Origin of the sequence: Ferriphaselus amnicola (assembly GCF_000974685.2) — a bacterium.
GTDB lineage: Bacteria > Pseudomonadota > Gammaproteobacteria > Burkholderiales > Gallionellaceae > Ferriphaselus > Ferriphaselus amnicola.
The window spans coordinates 2,289,210-2,302,719 of the sequence record NZ_AP018738.1; the positions used below are offsets into that span (position 1 = coordinate 2,289,210).

The following is a 13,510-nucleotide window of genomic DNA, read 5'->3' on the forward strand; positions in this document are numbered from 1 at the left end:
AGCGCTCTCCCGGACTATTTCTTAGCGGCCACGGCGGAAGCAGCCACCGGTGCGACGGCCACTTGATCCAACGGGACCGGTTTCACTACACTCTCCGGCTTGGCTTTCTGCAAGCCATCCACGATCACGCGTTCGCCCCCTTTCAAGCCACTACTGATGATGAAATCCGCCCCAGCCATACCCCCTGTAGCGACTGGGCGTGGCGCAACTTTGTCTCCCTCACCGACTGTCATCACGAATTGCCCTTGCGGCCCAGCCATCACCGCCCGCTGCGGAACCTTGATTACACCATCTGCATTAGCTTCAGAAAATCTCGCTAATACAAACATCCCCGGTAGCAACTCGTGTTTTGGGTTGGGAAACTCAGCGCGCAGAGAAATACTGCCAGTACCTGCATCGACTGCCAGATCAGAGAACAGCAACTTGCCCGCTATCGGGTACACAGTGCCGTCTTCCAGCACCAACTCCACTCGCGTGGACTCAGCACCTTTCAATTTTCCGCTGCTGATCGACTTGCGTAGGCGCAGAACATCTGCCCCTGGCTGGGTAAAATTGACATAAATCGGATCCACCTGTTCGATAGTCGCCAACAGGGTTGCCTCACCGTGGCCGATCAACGCACCTTCGGTCACCATCGCACGCCCGATACGTCCGCTGATCGGCGCGGGTACGCGGGTATTCTCGAAATCGATGCGAGCCTTCGCCAACGCGGCTTCAGCCTGCTTCCAGCGTGCCTCCGCCTGCTCGTAGTCTTGTAAGCTGACGGCCTTCGCCTCCAGCAAAGGTTTGTAACGTTCCACGGTCTGCTTCGCTAGCGCTGCATCCGCTTTGGTAGCCTCAAAAGTAGCTTGGTAGCTACGGGCATCTACGTGAAACAAGGTACTACCCGCCTTGACGTCACTCCCCTCTGTGAACAATCGCTTTTCCACGATGCCATCAATTCGCGCACGGACTTGCGCGGTACGGTATGCCTCGAGTCGCCCCGGAAGATCCCGCGTCAAGGTTGCACTACCTGCGCTGACCGTCACCACGCTCACTTCTGCCGGAGGCATACCGCCCCCCGTTTTTTGCCCAGCGGCCTCATGCCCTCCACACGCAACCAGCAACAGAGATAGCAACAAGGGATGGAATGATGTCTTCATCGTATAACTCCAGACTTAAAACAGATTATTTATGGGGAACCCACTCGTCTAGGCAGAAATAGTCTTGCTTCAACCGGCCTCACCGCCTTGCACACAGCCATATGACGATGCACCATACTCGCTGGATTATCTACTATTACATGGAAATTCCGCCACCAATCTCACTTCAAGCAACTCACCTGCAAAGTAAAACCCGATATACTGCGCGCCTCAAAATGCGCTCGTAGCTCAGCTGGATAGAGTATTGGTTTCCGAAGCCAAGGGTCGTGGGTTCGACTCCCGCCGAGCGCACCATACAAAGGCAGATAATTCATATAGTTATCTGCCATTTTTATTCACCCCACATCACACAACATTACGCAAACTTACACAAGATCACACATTGCATGTGCTCATAGTGTGCTAGAACTTCAGGGAAGCTCCTAGGATAATTTACCAAGACCACAATAGATAACAAGTCTTGATGAAAATTCACAAATCAATATAATCGAAGAATCCACTCAGGAAGGGTGGTAGTGGAGACAGCCAAAGGATGGGGCCCCGCCAGTAGGGTCCCAATGGAGTCCGCGATGCAGCACGGGGTGCAAGCCGAGAGCGGATGTCCGCTCGGCGGCGCATGACCGAAATGTCCATGATCCGGCATTGCACCGGGGAAGGGCGTCTGCATGTTTACATCTCATATTTTGTCGTTTGCGCAGGCTTCGGAACTTCTGGGCTACTGTTCGCTAGGCGCAGCTCGCCAAGCCGCACACCGCAAGAATTTCCCTGTTCCGATCCATCGCCGCCCTGGCGGCCGCACCATTGTTGTCTTGTCCAATGATGTTGAACAGTACATCAAAACAGGCATCCCGGTAGCCTCAACCAACGGCACGCCTCTCAATGCGCCAGCACCATCCTCCTCCAAGAGGTGCAAAGCTGGCCGTCCGACGGAGCGGGAGCGCAAGGCTGCTGCTGAATTAGAAATGACTGTGCGGCAGTATCGTGCCATGATTCGCGAGGGAGGTGGATCATGAAGTGAAAAGTGCCCGCCAGTGGTTTTCCCAACCTTCAAGGCTGACTACCCGCAGGAGCTGCCCGCACCAAGCTGGGCATCATGCCCTGCACCCCAGATTTTTGTAGAGGGAGGTCTAGAGCTTCCGCCCCGACTCCCACTGGAAGGCCTACCCTGAGCGTCGGAGCGTCTAGAGCAACCTAGCTCTTATCTTCCACGCCCAATTATCCAAAACAGCTTCATGTGTTGGAACGGCTACTGCTCAGACTAATTACCCTGAGTAAGCCTATGAGCGCTTTGGCCGATGACTGTTAGTCATTAAATCGGTTGTGTAGGTTTCTGTGCTAAAAATGTAAGTTTTTGTGCTCAAACATACATATTTCCGTACTGTCGATTTTCGACCAGATTGATTGTGTAAGTTTCCGTGCTAGAAATGTAAGTATTTGTGCTTAAACGTACATATTTGTGCCGGTCGAATTTATCAAGCGATCAGCTTTGGTCGAAATGAAGAATGACTGAAAGTCGGCCATAGCCGTCATTGAGTCCGTCGTTGACGAGTGGCCGGTGTCATTCAGCATGCGGACACTGGCTACACAGGGCGGCACTCGACCCGCTACTGAAGTTGTAAAAGACACCCCGTTAAATCATTTAACGGGGTGTTAGAAAGCAACGGCACGAGAAGCCCAGGGAAGGCGCTCGTTAGCGACACGGGGGTAGCACTTTAGGGGAAATGCAACTCCCATGTCGGTTCAATCACACATAATGAGTGAACCCGCTGCTAGGGATCATGATTTTCATCTACTTACTAGCGCTAGCCTAAGCCAAGTAGAAGGCAATCACACCTGCACTATAACAAACATGGTAGTTAAATTGTCACGACCAATGTTCTGTTTAAACTCGACATTCGTATGCCCATCATCAGCGTCCTTACATAACACTCGGCCTTTGATCGTGGGAAGATCAGGCCAAACTTGAGCTTATCGAAAATCGTGCCCCCGGTTGCTTCATGAAATCCAGATAGTTCTGGTCGAGTTTTATTGTTCGAATGAAAAGAGTAGCATCATTGTGACCTGCCCAGACTTTTCGGACCATTCAGATTTATTGGTCGGTGTTGACGGCTAGGGGGCCTTCTGTTGCCTCAAAGAAATTACGTATCGCATTAACAATAGAAGTGCTGGACGTCACTTAGTGACGAGGACGCGTAACTTGCTCAAAAGGAATAAATGACTTCAAAGTTGATTTTACTCATGCAGCGTTACCGTGGTTGGCGAGTCATCGCAGTAACAGGTATTGTCATTTTGCTCGCGGTTGAGCTAACCGCATCTGCCGTAGATTATGGAATAAATGGCGTAGTCCATGCAGATACTTGGGTTATTGCTTTGGTTGTGGCGGGCATAGTTGCGCCACTTAGCTTGGGATTCTTGGCTGAGGTTCTTAATGAGATAGCCAAGGCTCAGCAACATTCACTCGAAGCCAGCGTTCGGCGTGCAGAAACGCGTCTCGAAATGGCGATTGAAGCAGCTCAGATGGTGTTTTGGGAGCTTGATTTCGTCACTGGAGAGTTGCGTTACAACGATGCAAAGGAACATTGGCTTGGCGTTGACTCTTTGGGTGAAGCTCACACCATTCCAAGTTGGATGAACAATATCCACCCTGACGATCAAGCCCCGTTCATGGAGCATTTTCAACGTGCCTTGTTACCAGATAACGCTGGTTTCGATTTTGAATATCGCGTCAAGAAAATCGGCGGCGGCTGGATTTGGGTGCAGAGCCGAGGCAACGTCGTGCAACGCGGTGCCAACAATGAGCCACTGTTAGCAGCAGGTGGTAGCCTAGACATCGATGCTCGCAAAATGGCTGAACTCGCCCTTGGTGACATCAATGATCGACTTCAGAATATCTTCAATGATAACCCCGACCTGATGCTTATCAGTCGCTTATCGGATGGCCTCATCACCGAGGTGAATGACACGTTCGTTAAGGTGTCCGGCTACTCCAAACAAGAAGCGATAGGCAATACCACGATCGGCTTGGGCTTATGGTCAGACGTAAATGATAGGCAGCGCATGACCAAAGCGCTTATCGACACCGGACGGTGCGAAGGTCTTGAATCTGAATTCACCACAAAAGATGGCATCAAAATCATCGGCTCATTGGAGGCGGTTACCACCCATTTGCGCGGCGTTCCACATATCCTCTGTACGGTGCGCGACATATCTGCACGCAAACGCGCCGAGGAGCAGTTACAGCAAAGCGAAGCGCTATTACGCGCCACCCTCGAATCCACCGATGAAGGGATATTGATGGTCGGTGAGGATGGTCACATTCTGTCTGCAAATCAACGCTTCTTAGAGCTGTGGCGCGTGCCCAAGGAGTTAGCCAGCGCGGGTCAAGACGAGCTTTTGCTCGCACATGTACTCGATCAGCTCAACGATCCCGACGCCTTCCTGAGCTTGGTTCGTCAAATCTACCAAAACGATAACGAAGCCCGAGATACACTGACATTCAAGGATGGCCGAACTTTCACACGCTTCACGCGCGCCTTAAATATTGGCGATAAGCGTGGTCGAATTTGGTGTTTCAAGGACATTTCCGAGCAAGTCAAGGCTCAAGCCGAATTGGCTGCACGCGAAGAAATCTACCGCGCCATCGTTACCCACGCGAATGAAGGTGTACTTCTTTTTGACCCGACAACACAAGGGTTTATTGAGTTTAATGATGCCATGTGCGAGGGTCTGGGGTACAGTCAGGCAGAGTTTGCCCAGCTTTCCATCCCTGATATTCAGGCAGAGCATGATGGTGAACAGATTAGATCCAACATACGCACCATTTTGACGACTGGATCGATGGCATTCGAGACTCTACACCGCCACCGTGACGGCTCTCTGCGAAACGTCCACGTCAGCAGCAAGACGGTACACCTACATGGGCGGAGCTTCGTAGTCACCATAATCACTGACATAACTGAACGTAAGCGCACACAACTGGCATTGCAAGCCAGTGAAGAAAAGTTGCGCATCATCCTCGACAGTGTGGATGCCTACATCTATCTCAAAGATATCAATGGCCGCTATTTGTTCGCCAATCGCCCAGTAAGGGAATTGTGGGGCGCCTCTATGGCCGAAATCGTTGGTTTCGGTGATGAGAAATTCTTCGATGAGGCAACTGCCCAAACAATCCGCCACAATGATAGCCAAGTCTTGCTTGGGGGAGAGACCATCTCGGTCGAGGAAACCAATACCGTTCCGGCTACTGGGCTCACCGCTACTTACCTATCTACCAAGCTTCCACTTAGAAGCGCAGATGGCAGTATTTACGCGCTATGCGGCATCTCGACCGATATCACGATACGAATAAATGCCGAGGTCGCTCTCCGCGAGAGTGAAGCTCGGGCACAGGGACTGGCAAATTTGCTGCGCCTGATCACCGACAACGTGCCAGACATGATCTGGGCAAAAGATTTGGAAAATCGCTATCTATTCGCCAACAAGGCAATTTGCGAGCAACTGCTGAATGCTTCTGATACCGATGAACCGATAGGCAAGGATGATATGTTTTTTGCACTGCGTGAGCGAAATCGCCATCCCGAGGATCCGCAATGGCATACTTTCGGAGAGCTTTGTCAGGACAGCGATATGCTGACCTTGCAAAATGGCAAACCCTCACAGTTCGATGAATATGGCAATGTTCAGGGCAAGTTCTTGTTCTTGGATGTACATAAAGCCCCATTTGTGAATGACAAAGGTGAGTTGGTCGGCGTGGTCGGTTCGGCGCGCGATGTCACCGCGCAAAAAGCCGTCGAGGAGAAGCTGCGATTAGCCGCACTGGTGCTCGATAACAGCAGCGAAGCAATGTTGGTTACCGATGCTGATAACCGCATTGTGGATGTCAATCCAGCCTTTACCACATTGACGGGATACACTTCGATGGAGGTAATGGGCAAAGATCCCGCCCTACTAAAATCCGGCAAACATCAACCGGACTTCTATCTGGATATGTGGCGACAGATCGAAGCAACCGGTCGCTGGCAGGGTGAAGTTTGGAATCGGCGTAAGAATGGCGACCTCTATGTGGAGTGGTTAACTATCAATACTATACGCCACGCCGATGGCACAGTGAACCGACGCGTTGCTATGTTCTCGGACATCACCGAAAAGAAGAGGTCTGAAGAACTGATCTGGATGCACGCCAACTTCGATCAGCTTACCCAGTTGCCGAATCGCCGCATGTTCCATGATCGATTGGTGCAAGACTTAAAGAAAGCAAACCGCGCAGGATTGAAGTTGGCTCTGATGTTCCTTGATTTAGATCGATTCAAAGAGGTCAACGACACTTTGGGGCACGATATCGGTGATGCTTTACTGGTCGAAGCATCTAAGCGCATCGTGGCGTGTGTACGCGAATCAGATACGGTAGCGAGATTGGGCGGCGATGAGTTCACCATCATTCTGGCCGATCTGGACGATCTAAGTTGTATTGAGCGCATCGCCGAGGCGGTTCTGCTGTCTTTGGTGCAGCCGTTCGAGTTGGGCAAAAATGTTGCTTATATTTCTGCCAGCATCGGGATCACCCTGTACCCAGACGATGCGATAACTTTGGAGGATATGCTGAAGAATGCCGATCAGGCGATGTACGTGGCCAAGAGTTCTGGGCGAAACCGTTTCAGCTACTTCACCAGCGCCATGCAGGAATCTGCACAATACCGGCTACTCTTGCTAAACGACTTGCGTAACGCGCTACCTGAACAACAGTTGCAATTATTCTACCAGCCCATCGTTGAGTTGCAGACCGGTAGAATTCACAAAGCCGAGGCTCTGCTTCGTTGGTTCCACCCGAAGCGGGGCCTAATAAACCCAGTGGATTTCATCCCCCTCGCTGAAGATTCTGGACTTATCTTTGAGATTGGCGATTGGGTGTTTGCCCAAGCTGTGCAGCAAACTCAGGCTTGGCTCAGCCGCTTTGGTTCGGACTTTCAGGTCACCATCAACAAATCTCCGCTACAGATACAATCAAAGGCGGATCGTTGTGACTGGCAGCAACAACTAAGATTGTCGGGTTTGAGCGGCCAGAACTTCATTATCGAGATCACCGAAGGATTGTTGTTGAACACCACGCCGGAGGTCGCGTCCGAGTTGCTAGCCTTCCGTGATGCTGGCATTCAAGTCGCCATTGATGACTTCGGTACCGGCTATTCCTCCTTAGCCTATCTGAAGAAGCTGGATATCGACTACATCAAGATTGACCAGTCATTCATCAGCAATTTATCCTCTGATTCAAGTGACATGGCGCTGGCCGAAGCGATTGTAGTGATGGCGCATAAGCTCGGACTAAAAGTCGTGGCTGAAGGGGTGGAAACCTCTCAACAGCGGGATTTTCTACTCAATATGGGCTGCGACTACGCTCAAGGATTTTTTTATTCCAGACCGCTTCCAGTTAGTGAGTTCGAAAACATGGTGGCAAGATTGGAGCAACACGGCGAATAGACTACGTAAAAATTAAGTAGCCCCACTATTTGTGGCGGATTTGTCGCCAAGGGGTTCCCATTTCTCTTGGTTGTGGCATTGGCTGCAGTTGCCCGTGATTTGTTCGTGTAGCGCATCTTTGGGAGACTTGTGCCAGCCTTGGCATTCCTTTAGTGTTTCCGATTTAAGCAAAGCGTGATTGAAATGTCCCTGCTGCCTGAACTGCTTCACGCCTGCATGATCGCTATGACATGCGATGCATGTCTTGACTGAGTAACTTTTGATGGAAGGGGGTTGAGGTAAGTGGTTTTGCAATAGGTTTTCTGGCAGATGTCAGTCTGCCAATCTAGGCTGGCTTGTGGCAAACCACACAGCGCTCTGAAGTCGCACCTACCAATGTGGTAAGACAGGCAAAACAATCCGTTTCCAGTTGCTTGTGACCGTTGATCAGCTTGCCAGGGCCAACCATCAAGTTTGGGTAAGCAAATACAAGAACAGTGATGGCGATAATATTGGCCGCCAAGATCATCTTGAGGAGTTTGCTCATATCTATCCCCAAAATAGAATGATGCTCACTATATGACCCAGTGCCAGTGCAACGAAGACGATGAAAATCGGGATGTGAATCTTGCGCCATTTGGTCATGCTGGCTATATTTTGATGGAAACGAACAACCTAATTTTTAGCCCAAAAAAAGTGAACTAAACTTGATAGATATACTCTACTATTTAGTGAGTCGTCTTTCTTTCTGATTTTTTTCAACTTTCCGATGGGACTAAAGATTATGGTCATGCCAACTGCAAATTTAATGATAAGTAACATCGGGTGGCATTTTGTGTCGCTCGTGGCGGTGTTGCTGCTGCTTGTGATGTTGTTTATTTCAGCTCCAATCTGGCTGGCGATTTTTGCTACGACAGCCTGTCCAAAGGAGAGGCTGCTTGCCGTCGCCTCGATGTTTACCACGAGTATCGCAACATTGGTCGTGACAGTTTAACTACCAAGCTTTGGTGTGGTGCGAGTGTGCTCAGTTTCTGCCTAGCTCGTGTTCGAATTAGCAGATAGACAGAATTATGTTCCCTTGCAACGGACTCATTCATTATCTGTGACTGAGTCGGCATGGGTGTTGCGCTTCCTCTAATGTTCCCCCTCTGTCAGAGTTTGGCGCGCGTAACCAGTATATTCAAGGGCGGCTTGCCAACTCATTGCAGACAAAATCGGCTGGCCATCCTGGATGGCGGCTTTGGCCGAAGTCCGGTCGTCGGCCATAAGAGACGGTGGGGAAATGCTGAGAAGGCTGATTGAATGCTCTGAGGGGTTGTCCGTTTCACTCCTGACAGCGGACGTTCAAAACTAAGTGTCTGATGGTGATCGACCGTCGCTTGCTAACCCATTGCTGCCAGTTGGCCTCATGTGAATGAAAGACTCCTGAATCGGCCAAAGTTGGATTTCAGAAATTCTGCTTGTGGCTTGGATTCAACACTTGCAATTCTCGCGGCAGTAATCACGGTACTTCAAATCCTCTTCCAGTAGATGGCCGATGAAAGCCTGCTTGACCTTTAGCCCAGTCTCGATCCACTCGTAGTCCGTCCCGTTACGTTCAAAACCCTCGGTGATATTATGAAAATACTGGATCGCTTCTGCATGTTTCAGTGCATGTTCAGATGCATTCAGATAGCACCATTCCTTGAACAAACGCTCCTCATGGGCGAAGTGCGCCACCGCGTCATCCACAATGGCACGCATGCATCGTTTGATCTCTTCAATGCCCAAACGCGAGATGATAGCTCCATTCAGTTCGTTGACGAGCATGATGAAGTGCTTGTGTTCGGCATCGATCTCTGGATCGCAGACGCTCAAGTCATCTGTCCAAGTCAGGCGCCATGGAGTTGATTTAGTTGGGGATGACATAGTCATGCTCTCGGAATAGTTTGATGCATATGTCGGCGACCATGGGATCAAACAATTTGCCTTTGTTGCGCTCGATCTCCTCCAGTGCCGCGTCGATACCTAATCCTGGACGATAGGGACGGTGGGAAATCATTGACTCGACGACATCGGCTACCGCCATGATCTTGGCCTCGATCAGGATCTGGTCTCCTTTGAGCGCATGTGGATAGCCCGACCCATCCAATCGCTCATGATGTTGCAGCACAATCTGTGCGATAGGCCAAGGAAAGTCGATAGTTTTCAATATCTCGTAACCGTTCTGTGCGTGTTCTTTAATCAGACCGAATTCCAGAGGATTAAGGCGGCCTGGTTTACTGAGGATCTCGGAGGGAACTTGAATCTTGCCAACATCATGCACAACACCCGCTAAGCTAATGCACTCAATCTGTTCGGATGGCAACTGAAGAGCGTTGGCGATAGCGACAGCCAGTTGTGAGACGCGTCTTTGATGTCCTGCGGTATAGGGATCGCGCATTTCGACGATGGAGGCCAATGCGGTGACCGAATCGAACAGATTCTGTCGTAGTTTCTGTTCACTCTGCTGGAGCTCTATGGTGCGTTCTTGGATCACCTCTTCTAGATGGTTGCGCAGACGATGCAATTCCAAGTGGGCGCGAACTCTAGCCATCAACTCTTCGCGTTGATACGGCTTGGTGACAAAGTCGACCGCACCCACGCCAAAACCTAGCACCTTCTCATCTATCTCGGTGACCGCGCTGACAAAGATGACCGGCACATTCCTAGTCGCTTCGTTCGCCTTGAGGCGTCGGCAAACTTCCAGCCCATCCATTTTTGGCATGCGGATATCGAGCAGCACCAAATCGGGCGGATGTGTTGCGGCAGCATGCAATGCCAGTTCCCCGCTAATTGCAGACAGTACTTCATAACCCTCCGCCTTCAAAAGGTCGGTCAATAACCGTAGTGAAGCGGGGGTGTCATCAACGGCGAGTATCTTCCCTTTGTATGTCATGGTATTCCTTCAGGATGGCTGTCCTGCAATGCTTTCAGGATGGTTGGATAGTCAAAACCAGACACCAATGCGGAGAGTGCCTGATGCAAGGTCGGATCACAGGTTGCGACCTGTTCCATGGCGAGATGGATACGTTCTTCCTCAAGGCTTTCCAGCGCATCGTGTAACTCATTGCGCAGGCTGGTCGGCAATCGGCTCAACATCTGAGTCGTCAGCACAACGTTGTTTCGGTGTTTGCTGCCTTGCTCGTTCGCATAGACGTAGCGAACGCCCAGGTGTTTCGCTAGGCTTTCATATATCTCACTGAATCGGTAAGGCTTCCGGATGAAGTCATCCATGCCGGCCTCAAGCATCTCGTTACGCTGTTCGGCAAAAGCTGAGGCGGTGACTGCGACGATCTTGACGTCAGTTCCTCCTGGTAGTTGTCGGATGATCTGTGTCGCTTCGATGCCATCCATCACTGGCATGCGCCTATCCATCCAAATCAGATGTGGCGCCCAGGTTTGAAAGAGGTTCACTGCCTGCTCGCCGTTCTCCGCCACCTTGGCCGCGATCCCGATATCTTTCATCAAGCGGGCGAGCAGCAATTGGTTCTCCACTTGATCCTCCACAATCAGGACACGGTACTCTGGATGGTCTGGCGCCAAACCGGTGACCTCGCCCTTGACGGTGCACTCTGGTTTGACCACTTCACTTGCCGATACCATTTCTGCGGGCAATTCCACCCGGAAAATCGATCCTACGCCCAGCGTACTTTCGACGCATATATCCCCACCCATCAGTTTCACATACTGTTGTGTGATGGTCAGGCCCAACCCCGTGCCTTTCTGCATGGTCGATTCGGACAGTTGTACGAATGGCAGAAAGATGCGCTGCTGATCTTCTGGCTTGATGCCCGGACCGGAATCCTCGACTTCGATCATCAGGCGTGGCGGCGTGGTGTGCGGCTTCATGCCAAAGCGAACCGTGACGCCCCCCTCCTGCGTGAACTTCACCGCATTGCCGACCAGATTGATCAGGACCTGACGTAAACGCGCCTCATCGCCTTTGATGAAGCGCGGGAATTCTGAAGATTGCTCGACCAGCAGTTGCAGCCCTCTTTCTTGGGCGCGCATATGCATCATGTCGGTGACGTCGCGCACGATCTCGCCGATGTCGAAGGGGGCGTTTTCGATCTCCACTCTACCTGCTTCGATCTTGGCCATTTCCAGCACGTCGTTGATCAGGGTGAGCAGATGTTCGCCGCTGCGATTGATGATCCCCAAGTTGTCGCGTTGCTCTTGTCGCAGTTCGGGGTCTTGTCGCAGGATGTTGGAGAAACCAAGAATGGAGTTCAAGGGGGTGCGTAACTCGTGACTCATGCTGGACAGGAACACACTCTTGGCCTTGTTCGCTGCTTCCGCCGCGTTGCGCGCTAGCAAGAGATCGGCGGTGCGCAGCTGCACCTCGTCCTCAAGGTGGTCCTGATACTTCCTTAATTCCACCTCGGCCTGTTTGCGCTCGGTGATGTCGATATGTGAACCAATCAGATCGGAGACTTTCCCACTCGTGTCGAATTGTTTTTCACCGCGCGCCATGATCCAGCGATATTCCCCATCACGATGGCGTAATCTGAACTCGTTCTCATATTGCAGCTCGCTGGAAGCGAGGTACTCACGCACCTTGTCGAGTGCACCCTCACGATCATCGGGATGTAGTAGTGATTTCCAAGTATCCAAGGTGTCAGGCAGATCGTCCGGTAGATAGCCAAGTTGTGCCTTCCACTCCGGCGAGTAGTACACATGATCGGTTTTCAGATTCCAACTCCACAGTCCGGTATTGGAGGCTTTCAGCGACATCGATAACTTCTGTTGGGTCTGTTCGAGCAGGGAGTAGGGTTCTTCGATGACCTCGACCACAATGGCGCGATAAATAAAGATATAGGAGATAACTTTATAGATATGGCCCAGCACGTTATAGCTGCCAGTCATGGTAGTGTAGAGTGTGAAGAAGAACTCGCTCATCGCCAGAGTGCACACCGCGCCGAACAGTAGCACCACGTTGAAGGTCTGTGGCGCACGCATCTTCGACCATAGGATCAGCGCCGTGACCACATTGATCGCGATAATCGTATATTCGAAGTTCTTTTTGAATGCGGTCAGCCCCTGTCCCGCGATGAAAGTGTCTGGAAACCACGTTTGGTGGTACACCACGATCCAATTGATGACGAAGGTGAGGGCAAACAAGGTACCTAGGATCAGGTAGCGCGTCGCCTTGGAACGCAGCGGCGTCCAAGGTCTGAGTGCGACCACCAGTAATACGAATGAGGCCAAGAGACGTGCGGACAGCCAGAAATTGAGATGCTTCTGTGCGTCGTTGGGCGAGATGTAGTCGGGCATCCCACCGTAGGATATTGTGTGTAAAAAATCGAGTATGCCCACGGCGAAATAGGCGCAGGCGAGCAGTACGATGTTCCCAGACAGGTTGCGGCTAAGCGAGTTCCAGCCCATGACGAACACCATCATCGAGATGATGATGGAGGCCGTCTCCAGCAAGACATGCAGGGGCAAGTAGTAGGGAATGCCTTTAAATTCTGGCCACGAAGGCAACAGCCAAGCTAGCAATTGAATAATTGCTAGCAGCAACAAAAACGCTCCCATGTTGCGCATGGATTTCTGGTGATTAGGGTGTAGCCATGTCTGATCGCTAGCTAGATGCATGGGATACCTTTACAGCGCATAATCATCGCGAATAAAACACCCAGAAAAATATTACCCACCTTCTGCCACTCTTATCGGCACTTTTTAACCATTCTTGGGTTTAGGCCAGAAAAATGTGTGCTCAAAACAAAATCTCCGTACCTCAACAAATATTCCCGAACTCAGCCAAACCTTTTTTCAAGAAACCCACGCCCCCCTCCATCTATCCTAATTACCAGCCACAGATATACATCGAGCGGATACCGATTTGTAATATCAATACTATTTCCGTGCGGAATATCGTAACGACGTAACTACTT

General features: G+C 51.0%; 8 protein-coding genes and 1 tRNA gene. 3 read left to right on the top strand and 6 right to left on the bottom strand.

The window, feature by feature from the left end; genetic code table 11:
* Positions 1-14: 14 nt before the first annotated feature.
* Entirely contained in the window at positions 15-1,142 is a 1,128-nt protein-coding gene (locus OYT1_RS11430; protein WP_062626702.1) for an efflux RND transporter periplasmic adaptor subunit, read from the bottom strand.
* A gap of 217 nt (positions 1,143-1,359) precedes the next feature.
* On the opposite strand from OYT1_RS11430, the gene OYT1_RS11435 reads away from it, so the two are divergent.
* The 3 genes from OYT1_RS11435 (at position 1,360) to OYT1_RS11445 (ending at position 7,616) form a co-directional block, all read left to right on the top strand.
* Positions 1,360-1,436 (top strand) — tRNA-Arg (locus OYT1_RS11435).
* A gap of 371 nt (positions 1,437-1,807) precedes the next feature.
* The gene (locus OYT1_RS11440; RefSeq protein ID WP_062626701.1) at positions 1,808-2,155 is read left to right on the top strand and encodes a hypothetical protein; all 348 of its coding nucleotides are present in this window, start codon (positions 1,808-1,810) and stop codon (positions 2,153-2,155) included.
* A 1,201-nt stretch (positions 2,156-3,356) separates the two neighbouring features.
* Entirely contained in the window at positions 3,357-7,616 is a 4,260-nt protein-coding gene (locus OYT1_RS11445) for a PAS domain S-box protein (RefSeq protein ID WP_062626700.1), read from the top strand.
* Between the two features lie 325 nt (positions 7,617-7,941).
* Here OYT1_RS11445 and OYT1_RS11450 read toward each other — a convergent pair whose 3' ends face one another.
* The 5 genes from OYT1_RS11450 to OYT1_RS11470 all read right to left on the bottom strand — a co-directional run bounded on the left by OYT1_RS11450 (position 7,942) and on the right by OYT1_RS11470 (position 13,160).
* Positions 7,942-8,142 carry a hypothetical protein gene (locus OYT1_RS11450; protein ID WP_062626699.1) on the bottom strand — a complete coding sequence of 67 codons (201 nt, stop codon included), beginning with the start codon at positions 8,140-8,142 and terminating at the stop codon, positions 7,942-7,944.
* Positions 8,143-8,270: 128 nt separating this feature from the next.
* Complete coding sequence (locus tag OYT1_RS13900; RefSeq protein WP_232013179.1) at positions 8,271-8,558, bottom strand: hypothetical protein; 288 nt, start codon at positions 8,556-8,558, stop codon at positions 8,271-8,273.
* Positions 8,559-9,068: 510 nt separating this feature from the next.
* Positions 9,069-9,452 carry a bacteriohemerythrin gene (locus OYT1_RS11460; protein ID WP_197714084.1) on the bottom strand — a complete coding sequence of 128 codons (384 nt, stop codon included), beginning with the start codon at positions 9,450-9,452 and terminating at the stop codon, positions 9,069-9,071.
* Positions 9,453-9,486: 34 nt separating this feature from the next.
* Entirely contained in the window at positions 9,487-10,512 is a 1,026-nt protein-coding gene (locus tag OYT1_RS11465) for an HD-GYP domain-containing protein (protein ID WP_062626696.1), read from the bottom strand.
* Positions 10,509-13,160 carry an MASE3 domain-containing protein gene (locus OYT1_RS11470; RefSeq protein WP_062626695.1) on the bottom strand — a complete coding sequence of 884 codons (2,652 nt, stop codon included), beginning with the start codon at positions 13,158-13,160 and terminating at the stop codon, positions 10,509-10,511. The genes OYT1_RS11465 and OYT1_RS11470 overlap by 4 nt, the downstream gene beginning before the upstream one ends.
* Positions 13,161-13,510 lie beyond the last annotated feature (350 nt).